This window comes from Streptomyces sp. NPDC050264, assembly GCF_040655895.1.
Lineage (GTDB): Bacteria > Actinomycetota > Actinomycetes > Streptomycetales > Streptomycetaceae > Streptomyces.
In genome coordinates this window covers 190,857-211,876 of the sequence record NZ_JBFAKV010000003.1, presented here as the reverse complement: position 1 = coordinate 211,876, position 21,020 = coordinate 190,857, and the positions used below count along the sequence as shown (strand labels likewise).

Sequence of the window (21,020 nt, the reverse complement as noted above, 5' to 3'; positions counted from 1 at the left end):
GCCCGTTCCCGCCCATGCCGCAGGATGGACCCATGACCGAGATCCATACCCCCCGGCTCCTCCTGCGCCGCTGGCTGCCCGACGACGACCTGGCCGCGCTGGCCGAGATCCAGGCCGACCCGTCCGTGATGCGCACCATCGGCGACGGCGCCCCGCGCTCCCTCGACGAGACCGCCGAGGACATCGAGCGCTGGGAGGAGGAGTGGGACGAGGAGGGCTTCGGCCTCTTCGCCGTCGAACTCCTCGGCTCCGGAGAGCTGGCGGGTGCGGTGGGTCTGTACGTGCCCGACGCCCCGGCGCAGATCGCGGGCCACATCGGCATCCAGTGGCGGCTCGGGCGTCAGTTCTGGGGCCAGGGGTACGCCTCGGAGGCGGCCCACGCCACCCTGGAGTTCGCCCTCCAGGACCGCGGCATCGACCGGGTCGTGGCGATCACCGCCCCGGACGACACGTCCTCCGCGAAGGTACTGGACAAGCTCGGTATGGCCGCCACGGGCTCCGCGCAGGACGGGAGGGCCCTGCTGTACGCGATCGACCTGACCGAGTTCGAGGGCTGAGCTTCAGCTCTCGCGAGCGGCGTAGCCGACGAACCCGGCCCAGGCGGTGTCGGTGACCGTGAGGTGGCGGCGCCCGGGGTCCTTGGACGTCACGCACGCCGGTGCGCCCGGCCGCGACTTCCGCCTCAGCCTGTACGTCACTGGGGCGCCCTGCGCGTCGAAGTCACCGACGCGCGGGGTGAAGCCGTCCCGAAACCTCAACTGCCGCCCGCCGAAGCCGAGTCGGGGCGCGGCCTCGTCCTCGTAGTGGCCCTCACCGACCGCTGGGGCGTCACCGCAGGTCCGAGCCCCCGTGAAACGGTCTGGGCCGACCTCGATCTCGGGCGACGGCCGGGGCACGGAAACCCGTACTCCGGTGGCGGGGACGACAACACCAAAGGAACGGTCGAGAGGGAAAGAAACCAGACCAAGCCCCACCCCACCTCCCGCGACACGGTCGGGTGAACATCATCAACTCGGCTTGCGCCGCGCCCGGTTGCGACCTCTACGCTCACGCCCAGCAGCACCGACCACAACATCAGACATGCGACGGCCCCCGCTGGGACTGCAATCCCAGTGCGAGGGCCTGACCGCCGAGGAAGAAGAGACCTTCCTGATGGATACCGAGCACCCTAGCGCGCCCCCGCCCGCCCAGTCCGGAGTTGCCACAAACGCCCCCACGGACGGGTACGGCATCGCTCACGAGAACACCCGGCACCACACCCGTTTCACGGTCGTCGGCAACCACCTGGCCCAGCACAGCGAACTCTCCGGCCTCGCGATCGGCCTCGCCGTCCACATCCAGTCCCTCCCGGCAGGAGCCCGCGCCGACGTCAGAACGCTCGCGGCCCGCTTCCCGGAGGCACCACCCGTATCGCCGCCGCCCTGCGCGAGCTGGAACACCACGGTTACCTGCGGCGCGAGCGCCGACGCACCCCCGACGGACGGGTCCGTACGCGCACGGTCTCCTGCAACCAGCCGGGCACCGCCCCCGAAGCCCCCGCGAGGCGCCGACCGCCGCCGCCGAAGAAGCCGCGGCCCCTCGCCGTCCCCCACCCGGAGCACCCCGTGCCGCCCGCCCTTCTCCAGGCGGCGACCGACCTCCTCGCCGGCCTGCACCGCGTGGACGCCCGCCTCGCCCTCTCCACCCGCGACGCCGAACGCCTCACGCCCGGAGTCGCCGCCTGGCTGGAACGCGACCTGACCCCCGCCGCCGTCCGCCACGCCCTCATCCGCGACCTGCCCCAGGACCGCCCGATCCACAGCCCGACGGCCCTCCTCGCGCACCGGCTGACGGCCCAACTGCCGCCTCGGGGCGCCGCGTTCAGAGCACCTCTCGCGCCGCCGCCCGTCCGGCACCCCTCCGCAACTGCGACACCTGCGACCGCGCCTACCGGGGCCCCGACCCCCACCACTGCCCGGGCTGCCGCCCCACACCGCACTGACCCGCGCGTCAGTCCTGCCGGGCGTCATACGCCCCGCGGGCTTCGTCGATGCGGGTGAGGTGCGCGACGCTCCATTCGAGCAGGGGCGCGGTGGCTTCGCGCAGGGTGATGCCCATCCCGGTCAGCTCGTAGCTGACGTGCGGCGGCATCACCTCGTGGACGGTGCGGGTGAGGATCCCGTCCCGCTCCAGGCTGCGCAGCTTCACGGTGAGCATGCGCTGGCTGATCCCGTCGATGGACCTCTTGAGCTCGGTGAAACGGCGCGGTCCGTCTCTGAGATTGCGCACGACCAGCAGCGACCACTTGTCGCCGACGATGTCGAGCACCACCCGGGTCCGGCACGCGTCGCCCGTGCTCTCCATGGTTACCTCCAGAGAACCGAGGCACTGAAAAGTGCCTTATTGCCTTCGGCGCACGGTATGCACCAGCGTGTTCTTAGTACTCAAAGAGTACCGAGGCACGAAAGGGAACCAACCATGGCCACATTCCTGCTGATACACGGCGCCTGGCACAGCGGACAGTGCTGGGAGCGCGTGGTGCCGCTACTGGAGGCCGCCGGGCACCGTGTGTTCGCGCCGTCCCTGACCGGTTATGGCGACAAGGTGCAGTTGGCCGGTCCTGAGGTGGGGCTCGATACGCACGTCGACGACGTGGTCGGGCTGATCACCGAGGAAGATCTCGACGACGTCGTACTCGTCGGCCACAGCTACGCGGGGCTGGTGATCTCCTCCGCGGCCCACCGGGTCCCGGAACGCATCGCGCACCTCGTCTACCTCGACGCGATGGTCCCGGAGGACGGCGAATCGGCGGTCGACGTCATGCCCGTGACGCGGCACCTGATCGAGCTTGCCGAGAAGTCCGGGAGCGGCTGGCGCGTGCCGCCGATGCCCGAGCAGCCCGCGCCCTTCGGCCTGTTCGGCGTCACGGACCCGGCGGACGTCGCGTGGCTGCGCGGGATGCTCTCCGACCAGCCGGTGCGCTGTCTGCAGCAGCCGGTGCGCCTGGACAACCCGGCCGCGCACGCGATCCCGCGCACGCACATCCACAATGTCGGCGCCGCGCCGGAGGGCGTCACCCGGCGCCCCGTCCCCCCGGTCCAGCCCAACGGCGCCGCGGCCCAGATCTGGGAGCTGCCGACCGGCCACGACTGCATGATCACCATGCCGGACGAGCTCAGCGACCTGCTTTTGAAGCTCTCGTAGGCCGGCGCCCTTACCTCCGACGTAATCGACCGGGTGAGCGCCTCCCGGCACCCTGAGGTCACCGGAACCCGGGCGGCGCACTCCGCTCGGGCTCCGGGTCCAAGTGTTGACCGACACGGGCTTCAGGAGGCCGAGAGATATGACCGCCACGGCACAGAACACCAGCCACGAGACCGCCGTCGCCCGCTACTTCGAGGCCTGGAACGCGGCGGACGCCGAGGAGCGGGGCGAGGCCGTCGCCGCCGCCTGGGCCGAGGGCGGCACGTACACCGACCCGCTGGCCGAGGTCGCGGGGCACGAGGGGATCGCGGCCGTCATCGGCGCCGCGCACGAGCGGTTCCCCGGGTTCTTCTTCCGGCCGCTCGGGGCGGTCGACGGGCATCACGGGATCGCCCGGTTCGGCTGGGAGCTGGTGTCGGAGGCGGACGGTTCGGCGCCCGTGGCCGGGTTCGACGTGATCGAGCTCGCCGAGGACGGCCGGATCCGGGCCGTGCACGGGTTCCTCGACCGGGTGCCCGACGGAGCCTGACACCAGGGGTGTTACCGCCGGGTACAGATGTCCGGTATTCGTCGTATCTGGCTTCATGTGGGGAAGTAACGGATGCGGTTTCGTTGCGGTGTTGCTTCACCTCTTGACGCGACTTGGGCGGCCGAGTTGGCTTCGAGCCACCTCGGCCGCAACGTTGCGGCCACGTCAGGGAGGTATCCGGAATGAACACGCGTATGCGATGCGCCGGTCTGGCCGGAGTCGCATCCGTCCTAGTGGTCTCGCTCTCGGCCTGCGGTGGTGTGCTGCCCGGGGGGGACAGCGACACCAGCACGGCCGTGCGCAAGGGCAACGACGTCAAGATCGGTCTGCTGCTGCCGGAGAAGGAGGCGGCACGCTACGAAAAATTCGACTACCCCATCATCAAGAGACAGATAGCGAAGCTCACCGACGGTGAGGGGCAATTGGTCTACGCCAATGCCGGGCAGGATGCCGAGCTGCAGAACCAGCAGGTGGCGCAGATGATCGCCAAGAAGGTGGACACGCTGATCGTCGACGCCGTCGACGCGAAGGTGATCGCCGCCTCGGTGCAGAAGGCGAAGGACGCCGGCATCCACGTCATCGCGTACGACCGTCTCGCCCAGGGTCCCGTGGACGCGTACGTCGGCTTCGACAACGGGCTCGTCGGCCAGACCCAGGGCAAGGAACTCGTCCAGGCGCTCGGCGACAAGGCGACCAAGGACAGCAAGATCGTCATGATCAACGGTTCGCCGACCGACCCGAACGCGGCCGACTTCAAGGAAGCCGCCCGCGCGGAGCTCGCCGACGCCGTGACGATCGCGAAGTCGTACGACACGGTGGCCTGGAAGCCGCAGAACGCCAAGGCCAACATGGAGCAGGCCATCGCGGCGCTCGGCGCCTCCAACATCGCCGGGGTCTACTCGGCGAACGACGGTATGGCGGCCGGTGTGGTCGCCGCGCTCAAGGAGGCCGGGATCACCAAGATGCCGCCGATCACCGGCCAGGACGCCGAACTCGCCGCCGTGCAGCGCATTCTGACGGGCGATCAGTACATGAGCGTCTACAAGCCGTACCCGCAGGAGGCCGCGACGGCCGCCGAGATGGCGGTACGGGTCTCGCAGGGCCGGACCATCGAGTTCGAGGCCCTCGCGATGGGCCGGACCGACAGCCCGACGACCAAGCAGGTCCGCACGGCGAGCGTGAGTGTCGTCGCGCTGACGCGCGACAACATCAAGCAGACCGTGGTGAAGGACGGGATCTTCAAGGTGAAGGAGATCTGCACGACGAAGTACGCCCAGGCGTGCGCGGAGGCGGGCCTGAAGTAGCCCTCCCTCCATCACCCTCGGCCGGTGCGGGACCCGACCATCCCGCCCGGTCAGTCCTCCTGCGTCAGAATCCCCGACTGCCCGATGAGATAGCCGAGTTGGGCCCGGCTGTCGCTGCCGAGCGTCGCGGCGAGCTTGGCGATGTGGACGCGGACGGTGCGGATGTTCATGCCGAGGCGCTCGGCGATGACGGCGTCGGTGTGCCCCTCGATCAGCATGCCCGCGATGGTGCGCTGCCGGTCGGACACCTCGTTCTGCTGCGGCGCGGGCTGATTGTCCGTCGGGAACATGGGCGTGGCCAGCCGCCACAGCCGCTCGAAGGTGGTGCCGAGGTAGGAGATCAGGGCCGGGTGGCGGATCTCCAGGGCGACGGTGCGGTCGGGGTTGGCGGGGATGAAGGCCACCGTCCGGTCCAGCATGACGAGGCGTTCCGTGACCTCGTCGAGAGTGCGGACCTCCACGTCACCCACGAGTTGTTCGAAGTGCGCGAGCACGGCCGGCGAGTGCCGTGTCGGGTGCTGGTAGAGGGTGCGCATGCGACAGCCGCGCGCCAGCAGCCCCTGCTCGCGCGGCAGTGACGCGGCCAGCAGATCGGGCGGCCGGGACCCGCCGGGCTGAATGGTCAGGAGCTCCTTGGAGGAGGCGGCCGCGGCGTCCCCGATGGCGTCGTTGATCCGCTGGAAGCCGAGCAGGACGTCGATCATCGGGGTGCTCGGTATCGCGGCGCGCTGCGCGGCGAGGTCGATCAGCGGGGCGAACGTCTCCGCCAGCCGCGCCTCTTTGCGGCGTTGCTGCGCGATGCTGTCCTCGACGGCCTTCAGCAGATCCGGGAGCACGACCGCCGGCGGGACCGGGCGCAGCCACTGCGGGTCGTCGGCATCCTGGCGCAGCAGGCCGAATTCCTCCAGGCACGGGACGGGCTCGACTTCGTCGCGTCGTACACGCCCCTCACGCAGTGTCCGTGCATACAGACTCGATCCGGCCTCGCAGAGCTCTTCGGGTCCGTGCTGATGGGCGACTGGGATCACGTGTGACTCTCTTCGACCGGCTGTGGGGTTCCTGGCAGGAGCGTCAGTTCTCCCGTTCGAGAATTCCTGACCTGGCTATCAGATAGCCGAGCTGAGCGCGGCTGCCGCTGCCGAGGGCGGCGGCCAGTTTGGCTATATGTGCACGGCAGGTACGTACGTTCATGCCCAGGCGGCGAGCGATGGCTTCGTCGACGTGGCCTTCGATGAGGAGCTTGGCGATGGAACGTTGTACCCCGGTGATGCCATCGGTCGGCGGGGCGTAGGGAGCTTCGTCGAGCAGCGGTACCGCCCGTTGCCAGAGCTGCTCGAAGACACTGGCCAGATACTCGACGAGGCCGGCGTGCCGCAGTTCCAGCGCGGCGTGCCGGTCTTCGCGTGCGGGAATGAACGCCACCGAGCGGTCGATGATGATCAGCCGCTCGATCAGCTCCTCCAGCGTGCGTATCTCGACGTTGCCCTGGGCCAGCGCCTCCGCGTAGGCGAGGGTGCCGTGACTGTGCCTGGCGGTGTGCTGGTAGAGCGTACGCATGGTGATGCCGCGGTCGGTGATCTCCTTGCCCATCTGCAGGGCTTTGGTGAGAGTGTGCTCGTCCCGGCCGCCGCCGGGCTGGACCGTGAGCAGCTCGGAGGTGCAGTCCGCGAGGGCCATTTCGATGGCCGCGTTGATCCGGTCCTTGCCTTCGAGGACGGTGACCGTCTGGGTGGTGGGTTGTGCCTGGGCGCTGATGGCCAAGAATGGCTCGAAGGTGTCGGTCAGCTCGACCGTGAGGAGGCGCCGCTCCCGGATTTCACGTTCAAGGGGCTGGAGCCGCTGTGAAAGCGCCGCGGAAGGTGGCACCGGGAGGAGCCACGCGGGATCCTCCGCGTCGGGGTGCAGGAGCGCGAGGTCCAGGAGACAGGGAGCTGCGGTTACTTCGGTGCGGGCTACACGTCCTGACCGGAGTGCGGCCGCGTACAACCGTTTTCCCGCGTCACACAACTCGGTAGCGGCGTGTGGATGTGCCCGGTTTGAGCTCGTTGATGGCATTGCTCCACCCCCCAGGGTCCTGAACGTGCAGGAACATGATGCATCGACCCTGTGGTGTTTGCGTGGCTGAATGAGCCATCGTCATGGAGAGCCGGGGGAGAGTAGCCATGGAAGTGAGGACAAAACCCACTATGCGTAAGGGAATACTTGGTGTCGCACTTGCCGGCGCCTTCTCCGCCGGGTTGGTCTTCGGTGCGGTTGGCCCGGCGGACGCGATCTGGAACTCGGCGCCGACGGTGCAGGCGGCACCGGGTGATGCGATCTGGAACTTTGCGCCCACCGCACAGGCGAAGCCCGCCGACGCGATCTGGAACTCGGCGCCGACGGCGCACGCGGCTCCCGCCGACGCGATCTGGAACCTTGCCCCGGCAGCGCCGGGTGACGCGATTTGGAACGTTGCACCGGCAGCGCAGGCAGCGCCCGGCGATGCGATCTGGAACGCCGCCCCGGCAGTGCAGGTGACGCGGACGGCGAGCAATGACCCGATCTGGACTGCCGCCCCCACGGCACAGACGGCGAGTAATGACCCGATCTGGACTGCCGCCCCCACGGCACAGACGGCGAGTAATGACCCGATCTGGACTGCCGCCCCCACGGCGCAGACGGCGAGTAATGACCCGATCTGGACTTCCACACCCACGGCGCAGACGGCGAGTGACGACCCGATCTGGACTTCCACACCCACGGACGCAGACGCATGATCACCCCGCCCGACGACAGGACCCTGCGCCGCGAGATGGCGATCGCCTACCGGTCCGGCTGGCACACGATCGACCTCGTGACCGCCGTCCCGAACCCGGGTGACTCGCTCATGGTCACCCTGTTCGGGGAGCCGATCATCGTGGTGCGGGACGACGACGACGACCTCCGGGCCTACCGGTGTCTGCGTCGCCCGCGCGGCGCCCCGCAGCCGGTGCGGACCGTCGTCCGGTACGGGATGATCTTCGTCAATCTCGACCAGCGTGATCACCAGCTGGTCGGGGACGCGGGGCCCGAGGCCCCGCACACCAGTACCACCTCTGCCACCCCCCGCAGTGCCTGACGCGATTCCCCCGTCGTAGTAGATCGCGCAGGTGCTTCCCCCCGCAGCGGCGTCACCGTGAACCTGAACACGGTGGCGCCGCTGCAGTTTTGTGTGCGGGATCCGTGTAGGGGCGCGGAAGCGGGCTACTCGTCGAAGACCGCGTTGCCCGTGCCCCGGCCCACCGCGATCTCGATCACCACCCGGTTCGGGTTGAGGCGCGGAGGGCGGGAGTAGCGCTCGGCGTAGCGGCGTTCGGCGTCCGCGATCAGCGCCGGGTCCGTGCGGACGGTCGCCGTGCCCTCCAGGGTCGACCAGCGCCGGCCGTCGACCTGGCAGACCGCGACCCGGGCCGCGGCCGGCGCGGCGAGGATGTGGGCGACCTTACGGCTGGCCTTGTCCGTGATGACCCGGGCCACCCGTTCCGTGGCGTCGTAGGTCACGCCGACCGGGACGACGTGCGGCGTGCCGTCCGGGCGCAGCGTCGTCAGCGTGCACAGGTGCCGTTCCCGCCAGAAGTCGAGAAAGGTGGTGCCGGGGGCGTCCAGGTCGATCTGCTTGGCCATGGCCCGAAACCTATCCCCTCCACAACCTTGAGCGGAATAGACTCAACTTTGTGTACGCTTTAAAGGTCAGAGTTGTCCGTGACGTGGAGGAGAAGGAGACAGTTACGTGGACGCCGAGCTGACGAACCGGAGCCGCGACGCGATCAACGCGGCCACCAGCCGGGCCGTGTCCGGGGGGCACCCGGATCTGACCCCGGCGCACCTGCTGCTGGCTCTGCTGGAGGGGCGAGGCCGAAAAGAGAACGAGAACATCACCGACCTGCTGGCCGCCGTCGGCGCCGACCAGGCGCAGGTCAGGGCCGGCGCCGAGCGCGTGGTCGACTCCCTGCCCAGCGTCACCGGGTCGACCGTGGCGCCGCCCCAGCCCAACCGTGAGCTGCTCGCCGTCGTCGCCGACGCCGCCGAGCGGGCCAAGGCGCTGGGCGACGAGTTCCTCTCCACCGAGCATCTGCTGATCGGTATCGCCGCCAAGGGCGGGGCCGCGGGCGACGTACTGGCCGAGAATGGGGCCAGTACGAAGAAGCTGTCCGAGGCATTCACGAAGAGCAGGGGAGGGCGCCGGGTGACCACACCCGACCCCGAGGGTTCGTACAAGGCCCTGGAGAAGTTCGGCACCGATTTCACCGATGCCGCGCGCGAGGGACGGCTCGACCCCGTCATCGGGCGCGACCAGGAGATCCGCCGCGTCGTGCAGGTGCTCAGCCGCCGCACCAAGAACAACCCCGTACTCATCGGCGAACCCGGCGTCGGCAAGACCGCCGTCGTCGAGGGGCTCGCCCAGCGCATCGTGAAGGGAGACGTGCCGGAGAGCCTGAAGAACAAGCGGCTCGTCTCCCTCGACCTCGGCGCGATGGTCGCCGGGGCGAAGTACCGCGGGGAGTTCGAGGAGCGGCTCAAGACCGTCCTCTCCGAGATCAAGGAGAGCGACGGGCAGATCATCACGTTCATCGACGAGCTGCACACCGTCGTCGGCGCGGGCGCCGGCGGCGACTCCGCCATGGACGCGGGGAACATGCTGAAGCCCATGCTCGCCCGCGGTGAGCTGCGCATGGTCGGCGCCACGACCCTCGACGAGTACCGCGAGCGGATCGAGAAGGACCCCGCCCTGGAGCGGCGCTTCCAGCAGGTACTGGTCGCCGAGCCGAGCGTCGAGGACTCGATCGCGATCCTGCGCGGCCTCAAGGGCCGGTACGAGGCCCATCACAAGGTCCAGATCGCGGACAGCGCGCTCGTCGCGGCCGCCACGCTCTCCGACCGCTACATCACCTCCCGCTTCCTCCCCGACAAGGCCATCGACCTCGTCGACGAGTCCGCGTCCCGGCTGCGGATGGAGATCGACTCGTCCCCGGTCGAGATCGACGAACTCCAGCGCGCCGTCGACCGGTTGAAGATGGAGGAGCTGGCGATCGGCAAGGAGACCGACCCGGCCAGCAGGCAGCGCCTGGAGAAGCTGCGCCGCGATCTCGCCGACAAGGAAGAGGAGTTGAGGGGGCTCACCGCCCGCTGGGACAAGGAGAAGCAGTCCCTCAACCGCGTCGGTGAACTCAAGGAGAAGCTCGACGAGCTGCGCGGGCAGGCCGAGCGGGCCCAGCGCGACGGCGACTTCGACACCGCGAGCAAGCTTCTCTACGGTGAAATCCCCTCACTGGAGCGGGACTTGGAGGAAGCCTCCGAGGCCGAGGAGGAAGTCTCCAGGGACACCATGGTCAAGGAGGAGGTCGGCCCGGACGACATCGCCGACGTCGTCGCGTCCTGGACCGGCATCCCCGCCGGACGCCTCCTCGAAGGCGAGACGCAGAAGCTGCTGCGCATGGAGGACGAGCTGGGCAAGCGGCTCATCGGCCAGACCGAGGCGGTCCGCGCCGTCTCCGACGCCGTGCGCCGCACCCGCGCCGGGATCGCCGACCCCGACCGTCCCACCGGCTCCTTCCTCTTCCTCGGCCCGACCGGCGTCGGCAAGACCGAGCTGGCCAAGGCGCTCGCCGACTTCCTCTTCGACGACGAGCGGGCCATGATCCGCATCGACATGAGCGAGTACGGCGAGAAGCACAGCGTCGCGCGGCTCGTCGGAGCCCCGCCCGGCTACGTCGGCTACGAGGAGGGCGGCCAGCTCACCGAGGCGGTGCGCCGCCGGCCGTACTCGGTCGTGCTGCTCGACGAGGTCGAGAAGGCGCACCCCGAGGTCTTCGACATCCTGCTCCAGGTGCTCGACGACGGGCGTCTCACCGACGGCCAGGGCCGCACCGTCGACTTCCGCAACACCATCCTCGTCCTCACGTCGAACCTGGGCTCCCAGTACCTGGTGGACCCGCTGACGACGCCCGAGGAGAAGAAGCAGCAGGTCCTCGACCTCGTACGGACGTCCTTCAAGCCGGAGTTCCTCAACCGGCTCGACGACCTGGTGGTCTTCTCCGCCCTGGACAAGGACGAGCTGCGTCGCATCGCGGGGCTGCAGCTCGACCGGCTGGCCAAGCGCCTCGCCGAGCGGCGCCTCACCCTGGAAGTCAGCGACGCGGCGCTCACCTGGCTCGCGGACGAGGGCAACGACCCGGCCTACGGGGCGCGCCCCCTGCGCCGCCTCGTGCAGTCGGCCATCGGCGACCGCCTCGCCAAGGAGATCCTCTCGGGTGAGGTCAAGGACGGCGACACGGTGCGGGTGGACGCGTTCGGCGACGGCCTGATCGTGGGACCCGCCACCGGCAAGACGCTGTAGCGGGCGCCGTAGTGGACGTTCGCCGGCTGTCCGCAGTCGGCGAACGGCCGAAACTTGGCAGGAGCGGTTCCGGGCTTGCCCCCCGGGGGGCCCCGTGGGAGAGGATGGGCCTCAGCCATACGAAGGGACCACGCACGTGAGCATCGATCCGTCCTCGATCCCCAATTTCGGGGGACAGCCCGAACCGCAGGAGGGGGCAGGACCGGCAGGCCCCGTCATCCCCGACCAGGACCTGGTGAAGCAGCTCCTGGAGCAGATGGAGCTCAAGTACGTCCTCGACGACGAGGGTGACCTCGCCGCGCCGTGGGAAGAGTTCCGTACGTACTTCATGTTCCGCGGCGAGGGTGACCAGCAGGTCTTCTCGGTGCGGACGTTCTACGACCGACCGCACGGCATCGAGGTGAAGCCGCAGCTCCTGGAGTCCATCGACGACTGGAACCGGCGGACGCTGTGGCCCAAGGTCTACAGCCACACGCACGACGACGGCACGGTCCGCCTCATCGGCGAGGCCCAGATGCTGATCGGCACCGGTGTCTCCCTGGAGCACTTCGTGTCGTCGACCGTCAGCTGGGTGCGCGCCGCGATCGAGTTCGACCGCTGGCTCGTGGAGCAGCTCGGCCTGGAGTCCGAGGTCGACTCGGCCGAGGAGAAGCCCGAGGGCGACGACTCCGAGTGAGTCCGGCCGCCTACAGCGGCATGCGGGCGTAGACGATCAGATACGTCCCGTACGACACCGAGAGCCCGGCCAGTACGCCCACCACCAGGAGGGCGTGCACAGGCCGGGCTCTCGCCGTTCTGGCCAGGGCGCACGCCAGCGGCAGCAGCAGCGGGAACGCGGGCAGCAGGAAGCGCGGCTTGGACTCGAAGAAGCCGGAGCCGCCGAGGGCGACGAGGAGCAGCACGCCGCTGTAGACGAGGAGCGGCAGCGGCGCCCGGTCCAGGAGCAGCAGCGCGAAGAGCAGCACCGCCACCGCGACGATCACCAGCGCCATCGAGAACACGAAGCGGTCCCCGTGCAGCAGCATCTTCCGCGTGAACCGGGCCGCGCCGACCCCGAGGTCGAACGTCGACCCCCAGCCGCGCTGCACCGTGAAGTAGCCGCCGAGCGGATCGCCCTTCCTGATGCCGACCCAGAGCACGTACCCGGCCCAGCCGGCCGGCGCGAGCAGCGCGCCCGTCCACAGCCTGTGGGGAACCCGGCCGCGCCGCCGCACGATCTCGCACACGGCGGTGACCAGGACGGCCGCGGCGACCGCGAATCCGTTCGGCCGGGACAGTCCGGCGAGCGCGGCGAGCGAGCCCGCCCACATCCAGTGCCCCTTCAGCACCGCGTACAGGGACCACGCGGCCAGCGCGGTGAGCACCGGTTCCGTGTACGCCATGGACAGCACGACCGAGTGCGGCAGCAGGCCCCACAGGACGACCAGGAGGGTGGCGACGCCGCGGCCGTGCAGGTGCTCGCCGATCCGGTAGATGCCGAGGGCGGCGGCGAGCGTCGCGGTCCACGCCAGGAGCAGGGCGCAGGCCCCGGCGCTGAACGGGAGGACCGCGTGCAGCGCGTGGATCAGCCCCGGGTACAGCGGGAAGAAGGCCAGGTCGCTGTAGACGATGCCGGGCCTGAAGTGCAGGGTGCGGGCACCGTAACCGTGCGCGGCGATGTGGAGGTACCAGCGGGAGTCCCAGGACCGGCCGAGCAGCCCGAGGGGCAGCCGCCCGCTCAGCCAGGCCATGACGGCGACGGCGAGCATCCCGGTGAGCCGGGCGGCGGCGAAGAGACCAAGGGCGCGGACCGCCCCGGACGCGGGCAGGCGCGGCAGGGTCCGGGGTCCGGCGGCGGTGGCTGAGGGGGCGTCGAGGACGGCGGCGGAGGGCTCGGTCACAACCGAACCTTGCGGTGCCCGTGCCGTGCCCGCGAGCCGGGTGCGGCCAGACGGGCGGCGCCCCGGGCGTTACAGCCGCTTGAGCCGTCCGACGGCGTCGGCCAGCACGTCGTCCCGCTTGCAGAACGCGAACCGGACGAAGGGGGCGCCGGCCTCCCGATCGTCGTAGAAGACGGCGTTGGGGATCGCGACCACTCCGCAGCGCTCGGGCAGCGCCCGGCAGAACGCGAAGCCGTCGTCGAAGCCCAGCGGGCGGATGTCGGTCGTCACGAAGTACGTGCCCCGGGGGCGGAAGACCGTGAACCCGGCGTCCGCCAGGCCCGCCGCGAGCAGGTCGCGCTTGGCCGTCATGTCGGCGCGGAAGCCGTCGAAGTAGGCGTCGGGGAGGGCGAGGGCCTCGGCGACCGCGTACTGGAAGGGGCCGGAGGAGACGTAGGTGAGGAACTGCTTGGCCGAGCGGACGGCGCCCACGAGGTCGGGCGCCGCCGTCACCCAGCCGACCTTCCAGCCGGTGAACGAGAATGTCTTTCCGCTTGAGGAGATGGAGACGGTCCGCTCGCGCATCCCGGGCAGCGTGGCGAGCGGCACGTGCTCGGCGTCGTCGTAGGTGAGGTGCTCGTAGACCTCGTCGGTGACGACGAGCAGGTCGTGTTCGACGGCGAGCCCGGCGATGGCGGTGAGCTCGGCGCGGGTCAGGACGGTGCCGGTCGGGTTGTGCGGGGTGTTGATCAGGAGGAGCCGGGTGCGGGGGGTGATCGCGGCGCGCAGTTCGTCGAGGTCGAGGCGGAACGCCCCGTCGTGCGGGCGCAGCGTCACGGGGACCCGGGTGCCGCCCGCCATCGCGATGGAGGCCGCGTACGAGTCGTAGTACGGCTCGAACGCGACGACCTCGTCGCCCGGCTCGACCAGCGCGAGCAGCGAGGCGGCGATGGCCTCCGTCGCGCCCGCCGTGACCAGCACCTCGCGGTCGGGGTCGAGCGTGATGCCGTAGCGGCGCTCCTGGTGCGCGGCGATCGCGGTGCGCAGCTCGGGGACGCCGGGGCCCGGCGGGTACTGGTTGCCGCGCCCGTCGCGCAGCGCCCGCACCGCCGCCTCGCGCACCTGCTCGGGGCCGTCGGTGTCGGGGAAGCCCTGGCCGAGGTTGACGGCGCCGGTCCGCAGGGCGAGCGCGGACATCTCCGCGAAGATCGTCGTCCCGAACTCGGCGAGCCGGCGGTTGAGCAGAGGGCGCGCGCTGGAGGTCATGGCGGCCATCCTGCGCCCAACCTCTGGAGTTGCTCAACTCTGCTTTGGCCGCGTATGGGCCCGGGCATCCCCCTGTCACGCCCGCTCGGGGCGCCCCTCGGGGGATACGGGGGAAGAGAGAGGAGGGCCGGTGATGGGAGCAGTGATCATCACAGTGGTCTTCGTGGTACTGGTCGCCGCCATCGTCGTCGGGACGGCGAAGGCGGGCGGACGCGGCGGCCCGCGTACGTCACTGGAGAAGGGCTCACGTGGTTCGCGGGGCAGGAGCAGGAAGAGTTGGTGGGCCGGGGGTACGGCCGGGGGCGGCGGCGTCGTCGGCGGCTCCTCGTGCTCTTCCGGTTCGTCGGGTCATCACGGCGGTCACCACTCGTGCGGCGGCGGCAACTCGTGCGGTGGCGGCAGCTCCTGCGGGGGCGGCTCGTCGTGCGGTGGTGGCGGCGGGTGCGGCGGCGGCAGCTGACGCGGGAGCAGGGACAGGCGGCCCGCGCGGGGCAGACCGGGACGGGGTGGTTTCCTCGGTCCGCGCGGGCCGTACGCATGTTCCCCTTGACGCCCGACTGGTGGTGCGGCGGACGCGAAAGCTGACCGTGGCAGTTGAACAGTTGAACTGTGGAGCCCTCGGGGGGATGGAAACCCTCCGAAGTTGGGTAAAAACGCTGTGAGGGCGCAGCCGCCCATGATTCCCTTCTATCCGTCAACGCAGCCCTCGTACTACGTACTCAACGCGTCGCGTGGGCACGAGCCGGTCCCATTGACGTAGCCGGCCCCACCTCCCTTTTGCGTGCTAGCGGAGCCGACCCATGCTCACGACCCTGAACACCGCCTACACCGACACGAGTGCGGCCGATCTGGCCTGGACCCTGGGCCGCGAGCCGCTCCCCGCGCTCGCCACCCTCGACCTCGAACTGGGGAGCGCCAAGCTCCAGTTGAGACTCCTTGGCGCCTCCCACCAGGTACTTCTTGAGGAGGACCACGGCAGCTGCTCCGAAACCGTCGCCTGCATCCCCGGCAGCAGCACCCCGCTCCCGCTCGGCGTCGCGAAGCGCGTCGGCGACTGGGAGTACGAATTCGCCGCCCGAGTCGAAAACTTGACGGCACATCAGTTCGCCGGGCGCGCTCAGGAGCTGCTGGCCCTCGTCGCCGACCACCCGAACGGTCTCGCGGGCGTCTTCCCGGGCAGCCCCCACGCCTTCACGGCGATGCTCGCCCAGCGCCACGAGGGGCAGGTGCAGTGGCGCACCTGGCACGCCTATCCGCAGGACGGACAACTCGTCGCCACCCGCAGCCGGGTGGGGGTGCGGATGCCGGCCGCCGCGCTGTGAACCGCGCCTGCGGGGGCGGCGGGAGTATGCGCACGGAGCGCCGGGACCACACGTGTGGGTGACGAGACGGAGTCGAACGGTGACGTAGCGTTCCAGTCGTGATCGAACCGCACGTGTCCGCGCCGCCCTCGTGCCCCGGCAGGTCCCGGCCCCTGGGCGAGCGCGGCCGGGCCCCGCTCCCGGTGAAGCCGGGCACCGGCCGGTTCCTCGTGCTCGTCTGCGTCTTCGTCTGTGCGGCCTGCGGTCTCGTCTACGAGCTCGAACTGGTCGCGCTCGCCTCCTATTTGATGGGCGACTCGGTCACCCAGGCCTCCGTCGTGCTCTCCGTCATGGTCTTCGCGATGGGCCTCGGCTCGCTCGCCGCCAAACGGCTGCGGCCGCGCGCCGCCGCCGGATTCGGCCTGGTCGAGACCGCGCTCGCGCTCGTCGGCGGCTGCAGCGCGATGGCGCTGTACGCGATGTTCGCCTGGACCGGCGGCCGGGACGGGGTGTGGTCCGAAGGGCCGCGCTGCCTGCTGGTGGCCTTCTCCCTCGGTATCGGCGTCCTCATCGGCGCCGAGGTGCCCCTGCTGATGGTGCTCATCCAGCGGATCAGACGCCAGGACGCGAGCGGCGCGGTCGCCGACCTGTTCGCGGCGGACTACGTGGGCGCGCTGGTGGGCGGCCTCGCCTTCCCCTTCCTGCTGCTGCCGATGTTCGGCCAGCTGACGGGCGCCCTGCTGACCGGCGTGGTCAACGCGGTGGCCGGCGGCGCACTCGTACTCGGCCTGCTCCGGCGCGACCTGAGCGTGCGGGGCCGCTGGCTGCTCCTCGCCGCCAACGTCACCGTACTGAGCCTGCTCGCCACCGCCTGGGTCCTCGTCGACGACTTCGAGCGGGCCGCCCGGCAGGCCGTGTTCGGGGCGCACGTCCGGGTCGCCGAACAGACCGGGGTGCAGGAAGTCGTGGTGACCGGTGGCGCTCGGGGGCACCCCCTCGCCCTGTACCTGGACGGGCAGCTGCGGGTCAGCGGCCGCGACGAAGAGCGCTACCACGCGGCGCTCGTCGGTCCCGCGATGCGCGGCGGACCGCACGCGCGGGTCCTCGTCCTCGGCGGCGGCGACGGACTCGCCGTACGGACCGCGCTCCGCCATGCGGGGGTGCGCCGGGTCGACGTCGTCGACACCGACCCCGGTGTCGTACGTCTCGCCCGGACCGATCCCGGGCTGAGCTCACTGAACGGACGGTCGCTGAGCGATCCGCGGGTGCGGGTGGTGACCGGCGACGTGTTCGACTGGCTCCGGCGCGCGCCCCGGCCCCGCCCCTACGACGTGGTGATCTGCGACCTCCCGGACCCCGGCCGCGCGGACAGCGCGAAGCTCTACTCCCAGGAGTTCTACGGGCTCGTGGGGCGGGTGCTGGACCGGCGGGGGCGGGTGGTGGTGGCCGGCGGGGCCGTGCCGGGGCGCTTCTGGACGGTGGCCTCGACGGTTCGCTCCGCGGGGTTGCGGGTGGTGGCGTACCGGGGGGCCGGCGGGGCGGGATTCGTTCTGGGGGGTCGGACTCGGCCCGGGGTCTCGGGAGTGCGGGTGTTGCGGCCGGTTCCGGGGTACTCGCCGTCGACCCTGGTGCGGCCGCGTTATGGCTACCCGTCGCCGTAGGGGCTCGCTTTCGTCGTGGGCCGCGGGCCGGGGACAACGACCCCGGTACTCCAGCCGACCCGCGCCCTACGACGAACCGGTACCCGCACCGGCGACGGAGTCGCTAGGCTCGGGTGGCATGGAGCATGAGGTGTTCGTTCCGGTTCTGGCGGAGTCCCTTCGGGCGGTGCTCTGCGACCCCCTGCGTGTGGCCCGGGCCCTGCCCGGGTTCCAGCGCGACGCGGCGGGCGACGGAGGCCGCCTCAAAGTGCGTATCGACGGGCACACCATCACGTACCGCGGCACGGTCCGCGTGGCGGAGGCGCCCGACGGATCGTTCGCGGTGACCGGTGAGGGGACCGAGGCCCGCGGCGCGGGAGGCGTGAAGTTCGCGCTGACCGCTCGCGTCGCGGCGGCCGACGGCGGCTCCGCGCTCACGTTCACCGGCACCGCGTCGGGCGACGGCCGGGTGGCCGAGTTCCCGCAGGACGTCGTGGAGTCGGCCGCCCACCGGCTGCTGAACCGTTTCGCGGGCAACCTCGGGGCGGCGGGCCAGGAGCCCGGCTCGGAGGAGCCGGACGACGAGTCGGACCAGGAGGCCGCCGACGACGTGGACGAGCCGGAGCACGTGTCCGTCTACGACACCGAGGTGCCGCCGCCCTCCCTCGACCCCGCCGAGCACATCAACATCGACATCGACATCCACGAGGACGCCGAGGGCGCCGAGGGCGGCACCGGGGAACTTCCCGCCGAGCCCGCCGCCGCGCATGCCCGGCGCACGATGATCGGCCGCAGCGCCGAGGAGGTCGACCACGCGCCGCCGCGCGGCCGGTACGCCCCGATGCCCGCGCCGGAGGGCGTCACGGCGAGCGCCACGCTGCGCTGGGCCGCACCCGCCGCCGCCCTCGCCCTCGCCTCCGCGATCGTCGTCGGCCGGGCCCTGCGCAGGCGGCAGTAGATACCCGCCGCCTAGGCTCAGGCCTTGTGACGACAAAGGAAACGACGCTGACCGCGGGTGACGCGGAAGTGACCGTGGCGCCGGGCAACGGCTGCCGGGTGAGCAGCTTGAAGATCGCCGGTACGGAACTGCTGCGCCAGGGGGAGCGCTACGGCTGCTTCCCGATGGTGCCGTGGTGCGGACGGATCAGGGAGGGACGGTTCCGCAACGGCGGGCAGGTCCACCAGATGCCGCTGAACTCGCCGCCGCACGCCATCCACGGCTTCGCCCGCGACGCCGAGTGGACCACCGCGCGCGCCGGTGCCACCGAGGCCGTCTTCACGTACGACCTCACCGAGCCGTGGCCCTGCACCGGCCGGGTCACGCAGATCGTCGCCCTCACCGAGGACTCGCTGACCCTGACCCTCGGCATCGAGACGTACGGCGACTCGTTCCCGGCGCAGGCCGGCTGGCACCCCTGGTTCGACCGGACCCTCAACGGCAGTGACGTACAGATCGACTTCACGCCCGCCTGGCAGGAGGAGCGCGGCGACGACCACCTGCCCACCGGCCGCCGCGTCGACGTACAGCCCGGCCCCTGGGACGACTGCTTCGGCATGCCCGACGGTGTCGACGTGACGCTGACCTGGCCCGGCGCCCTGGAGGTGAACGTCAAGAGCCGCGAGCAGTGGGTCGTCGTCTACGACGAGCAGGACGCGGCCGTGTGCGTGGAGCCGCAGACCGGCCCGCCGGACGGCCTGAACACCTTGCCGCGCCTGGTCACGCCGGTGGAGCCGCTGGAGGCCAGCACCACCTGGTCCTGGCGGCGGCTTTAAGCTCGTAGCCATGACGACGACGAACGACGTGCGCGGCGCGCTGCTCCAGCAGATCAAGGACAAGGCCGTGGTGCACGGCAAGGTGACGCTCTCCTCCGGACTTGAGGCCGATTACTACATCGACCTGCGCCGCGTCACCCTCGACGGCGAGGCCGCCCCGCTCGTCGGCCAGGTGCTGCTCGACCTGACCAAGGACCTGGAGTTCGACGCGGTGGGCGGCCTGACCATGGGCGCCGACCCCGTGGCCGGCGCGATGCTGCACGCGTCCGCCGCCCGCGGCAAGCGCCTCGACGCGTTCGTCGTCCGCAAGGCCGCCAAGGCGCACGGTATGCAGCGCCAGGTGGAGGGCCCCGACATCAAGGGCCGCCGCGTGCTCGTCGTCGAGGACACCTCCACCACCGGCGGCTCCCCGCTGACCGCCGTCGAGGCGGTCCGCGCGGCGGGCGCCGAGGTCGTCGGCGTCGCGACCATCGTGGACCGCGCCACGGGCGCCGCCGAGAAGATCACCGAGGGCGCCGGAGTGCCGTACCTCTTCGCGTTCGGCAAGGACGAGCTCGGCCTCGACTGAGCCCGGCCCGATCCGGACCCCCGGCCCTCGCACGGCATTCGCACAAGTCTGGAAAGATGGGGGCGACGATGATGTCACCCCATGGTGCTTGGTGAGGTCGGACCACCGGTCGGAACACCAGAACAACCTCAACCCGCAATCGCGCGCTTCACGAGGAGTCGGCAGATGCCCATCGCAACCCCGGAGCAGTACAACGAGATGCTCGACCGGGCCAAGGCGGGGAAGTTCGCCTACCCGGCCATCAACGTCTCGTCGACGCAGACCCTCAACGCTGCCCTGCAGGGCTTCGCCGAGGCGGAGAGCGACGGCATCATCCAGATCTCGACCGGTGGCGCCGAGTACCTCTCGGGCCAGGGCGTGAAGGACATGGTCGTCGGCGCCCAGGCGCTCGCCGAGTTCGCGCACATCGCCGCCGAGCGCTACTCGAACAAGATCGCGCTGCACACCGACCACTGTCCCAAGGGCAAGCTGGACGGTTACGTGCGCCCGCTGCTGGAGATCTCCGCGGCCCGCGTGGCCGAGGGCCGGAACCCGCTGTTCCAGTCGCACATGTGGGACGGCTCGGCCGAGACCCTCGCCGACAACCTGGAGATCGCCCAGGAGCTGCTCGCCAAGGCCAAGGCCGCGAACATCATCCTGGAGATCGAGATCACCCCGACCGGCGGTGAGGAGGACGGCGTCTCGCACGAGATCAACGACAACCTCTACACCACGGTCGACGACGCGGTGCGCACCGTCGAGGCGCTGGGCCTGGGCGAGAAGGGCCGCTACCTGCTGGCCGCCTCGTTCGGCAACGTGCACGGCGTGTACAAGCCGGGCAACGTCGTGCTCCGCCCCGACCTGCTCGCCGACCTGAACGAGGGCATCGCCGCGAAGTACGGCAAGCCGGCCGGCTCCAAGCCGTTCGACTTCGTCTTCCACGGCGGCTCGGGCTCCAGCCTGGAGGAGATCCGCACCGCGCTGGAGAACGGCGTCGTGAAGATGAACCTCGACACCGACACCCAGTACGCGTTCACGCGGCCCATCGCCGGCCACATGTTCTCGAACTACGACGGCGTCCTGAAGGTCGACGGCGAGGTCGGCAACAAGAAGACGTACGACCCCCGCGTGTGGGGCAAGAAGGCCGAGTCGGGCATGACCGCCCGCATCGTCGAGGCCTGCGAGAGCCTGCGTTCCACGGGCACGCGCATCAAGTAGCCCGTCACAGCAGCCCGTGTGCGGGCCCGGCGCTCCCCGCGAGTG

At 70.6% G+C, this 21,020-nt stretch carries 22 protein-coding genes and 2 pseudogenes; 17 read left to right on the top strand and 7 right to left on the bottom strand.

Annotated features, from left to right (window positions below; genetic code table 11):
• Positions 1–32: 32 nt before the first annotated feature.
• Positions 33–557, top strand: a complete 525-nt coding sequence (locus tag AB0J02_RS06145) for a GNAT family N-acetyltransferase (RefSeq protein ID WP_363192378.1) — start codon at positions 33–35, stop codon at positions 555–557.
• Between the two features lie 3 nt (positions 558–560).
• On the opposite strand, the gene AB0J02_RS06140 is transcribed toward AB0J02_RS06145, so the two are convergent.
• Positions 561–650, bottom strand: a complete 90-nt coding sequence (locus tag AB0J02_RS06140) for a DUF397 domain-containing protein (RefSeq protein WP_363192377.1) — start codon at positions 648–650, stop codon at positions 561–563.
• 13 nt (positions 651–663) lie between these two features.
• On the opposite strand from AB0J02_RS06140, the pseudogene AB0J02_RS06135 reads away from it, so the two are divergent.
• Positions 664–1,001, top strand: a pseudogene (locus tag AB0J02_RS06135) (ATP-binding protein); the annotation flags it as partial.
• A gap of 151 nt (positions 1,002–1,152) precedes the next feature.
• Positions 1,153–1,981 (top strand): annotated as a pseudogene (locus AB0J02_RS06130) (helix-turn-helix domain-containing protein).
• Between the two features lie 8 nt (positions 1,982–1,989).
• Here the strand turns inward: AB0J02_RS06130 and AB0J02_RS06125 are convergent.
• A complete protein-coding gene (locus AB0J02_RS06125) occupies positions 1,990–2,343 on the bottom strand; it encodes a helix-turn-helix domain-containing protein (RefSeq protein ID WP_363192376.1) in 354 nt (117 codons plus the stop codon).
• A gap of 114 nt (positions 2,344–2,457) precedes the next feature.
• On the opposite strand from AB0J02_RS06125, the gene AB0J02_RS06120 reads away from it, so the two are divergent.
• From AB0J02_RS06120 to AB0J02_RS06110, 3 genes are all read left to right on the top strand, one after another.
• Complete coding sequence (locus tag AB0J02_RS06120; RefSeq protein ID WP_363192375.1) at positions 2,458–3,183, top strand: alpha/beta hydrolase family protein; 726 nt, start codon at positions 2,458–2,460, stop codon at positions 3,181–3,183.
• A gap of 139 nt (positions 3,184–3,322) precedes the next feature.
• The gene (locus AB0J02_RS06115) at positions 3,323–3,712 is read left to right on the top strand and encodes a nuclear transport factor 2 family protein (RefSeq protein WP_363192374.1); all 390 of its coding nucleotides are present in this window, start codon (positions 3,323–3,325) and stop codon (positions 3,710–3,712) included.
• Positions 3,713–3,894: 182 nt separating this feature from the next.
• Complete coding sequence (locus tag AB0J02_RS06110) at positions 3,895–5,016, top strand: substrate-binding domain-containing protein (RefSeq protein ID WP_363192373.1); 1,122 nt, start codon at positions 3,895–3,897, stop codon at positions 5,014–5,016.
• A 50-nt stretch (positions 5,017–5,066) separates the two neighbouring features.
• Here the strand turns inward: AB0J02_RS06110 and AB0J02_RS06105 are convergent, their stop codons facing one another.
• Entirely contained in the window at positions 5,067–6,041 is a 975-nt protein-coding gene (locus AB0J02_RS06105) for a LuxR C-terminal-related transcriptional regulator (RefSeq protein WP_363192618.1), read from the bottom strand.
• Between the two features lie 46 nt (positions 6,042–6,087).
• Complete coding sequence (locus AB0J02_RS06100) at positions 6,088–7,071, bottom strand: helix-turn-helix transcriptional regulator (RefSeq protein WP_363192372.1); 984 nt, start codon at positions 7,069–7,071, stop codon at positions 6,088–6,090.
• Positions 7,072–7,178: 107 nt separating this feature from the next.
• On the opposite strand from AB0J02_RS06100, the gene AB0J02_RS06095 reads away from it, so the two are divergent.
• On the top strand, positions 7,179–7,772 hold the full coding sequence (locus AB0J02_RS06095) for a hypothetical protein (protein ID WP_363192371.1): 594 nt from the start codon (positions 7,179–7,181) through the stop codon (positions 7,770–7,772).
• Positions 7,769–8,113, top strand: coding sequence for a hypothetical protein (locus tag AB0J02_RS06090; RefSeq protein ID WP_363192370.1), 345 nt, complete (start codon positions 7,769–7,771; stop codon positions 8,111–8,113). Before AB0J02_RS06095 ends, AB0J02_RS06090 begins: the two co-directional genes overlap by 4 nt.
• Before the next feature lie 125 nt (positions 8,114–8,238).
• Here AB0J02_RS06090 and AB0J02_RS06085 read toward each other — a convergent pair whose 3' ends face one another.
• Positions 8,239–8,658 (bottom strand): TIGR03618 family F420-dependent PPOX class oxidoreductase, encoded by a 420-nt coding sequence (locus AB0J02_RS06085; RefSeq protein ID WP_363192369.1) that lies wholly within the window; start codon positions 8,656–8,658, stop codon positions 8,239–8,241.
• Positions 8,659–8,764: 106 nt separating this feature from the next.
• Here AB0J02_RS06085 and clpB point away from each other — a divergent pair, with 106 nt between their 5' ends.
• Entirely contained in the window at positions 8,765–11,371 is a 2,607-nt protein-coding gene (clpB, locus tag AB0J02_RS06080) for an ATP-dependent chaperone ClpB (RefSeq protein WP_363192368.1), read from the top strand.
• A gap of 136 nt (positions 11,372–11,507) precedes the next feature.
• On the top strand, positions 11,508–12,047 hold the full coding sequence (locus AB0J02_RS06075) for a YbjN domain-containing protein (protein WP_363192367.1): 540 nt from the start codon (positions 11,508–11,510) through the stop codon (positions 12,045–12,047).
• Positions 12,048–12,057: 10 nt separating this feature from the next.
• Here AB0J02_RS06075 and AB0J02_RS06070 read toward each other — a convergent pair whose 3' ends face one another.
• Positions 12,058–13,251: a hypothetical protein gene (locus AB0J02_RS06070; RefSeq protein WP_363192366.1), complete on the bottom strand. Its 1,194-nt coding sequence runs from the start codon at positions 13,249–13,251 to the stop codon at positions 12,058–12,060.
• Positions 13,252–13,320: 69 nt separating this feature from the next.
• Positions 13,321–14,505: a pyridoxal phosphate-dependent aminotransferase gene (locus AB0J02_RS06065; protein ID WP_363192365.1), complete on the bottom strand. Its 1,185-nt coding sequence runs from the start codon at positions 14,503–14,505 to the stop codon at positions 13,321–13,323.
• 124 nt (positions 14,506–14,629) lie between these two features.
• On the opposite strand from AB0J02_RS06065, the gene AB0J02_RS06060 reads away from it, so the two are divergent.
• The 7 genes from AB0J02_RS06060 to fbaA all read left to right on the top strand — a co-directional run bounded on the left by AB0J02_RS06060 (position 14,630) and on the right by fbaA (position 20,975).
• The gene (locus AB0J02_RS06060) at positions 14,630–14,956 is read left to right on the top strand and encodes a hypothetical protein (protein ID WP_363192364.1); all 327 of its coding nucleotides are present in this window, start codon (positions 14,630–14,632) and stop codon (positions 14,954–14,956) included.
• Positions 14,957–15,296: 340 nt separating this feature from the next.
• A complete protein-coding gene (locus AB0J02_RS06055; protein ID WP_363192363.1) occupies positions 15,297–15,818 on the top strand; it encodes a DUF2617 family protein in 522 nt (173 codons plus the stop codon).
• Positions 15,819–15,916: 98 nt separating this feature from the next.
• Complete coding sequence (locus AB0J02_RS06050; RefSeq protein WP_363192362.1) at positions 15,917–17,458, top strand: polyamine aminopropyltransferase; 1,542 nt, start codon at positions 15,917–15,919, stop codon at positions 17,456–17,458.
• A 118-nt stretch (positions 17,459–17,576) separates the two neighbouring features.
• Positions 17,577–18,395, top strand: a complete 819-nt coding sequence (locus AB0J02_RS06045; RefSeq protein ID WP_363192361.1) for an SRPBCC domain-containing protein — start codon at positions 17,577–17,579, stop codon at positions 18,393–18,395.
• 26 nt (positions 18,396–18,421) lie between these two features.
• A complete protein-coding gene (locus tag AB0J02_RS06040) occupies positions 18,422–19,210 on the top strand; it encodes an aldose 1-epimerase (RefSeq protein WP_363192360.1) in 789 nt (262 codons plus the stop codon).
• Between the two features lie 10 nt (positions 19,211–19,220).
• A complete protein-coding gene (pyrE, locus tag AB0J02_RS06035; protein WP_363192359.1) occupies positions 19,221–19,778 on the top strand; it encodes an orotate phosphoribosyltransferase in 558 nt (185 codons plus the stop codon).
• A gap of 165 nt (positions 19,779–19,943) precedes the next feature.
• Positions 19,944–20,975 (top strand): class II fructose-bisphosphate aldolase, encoded by a 1,032-nt coding sequence (fbaA, locus tag AB0J02_RS06030; protein WP_363192358.1) that lies wholly within the window; start codon positions 19,944–19,946, stop codon positions 20,973–20,975.
• Positions 20,976–21,020: the final 45 nt, after the last annotated feature.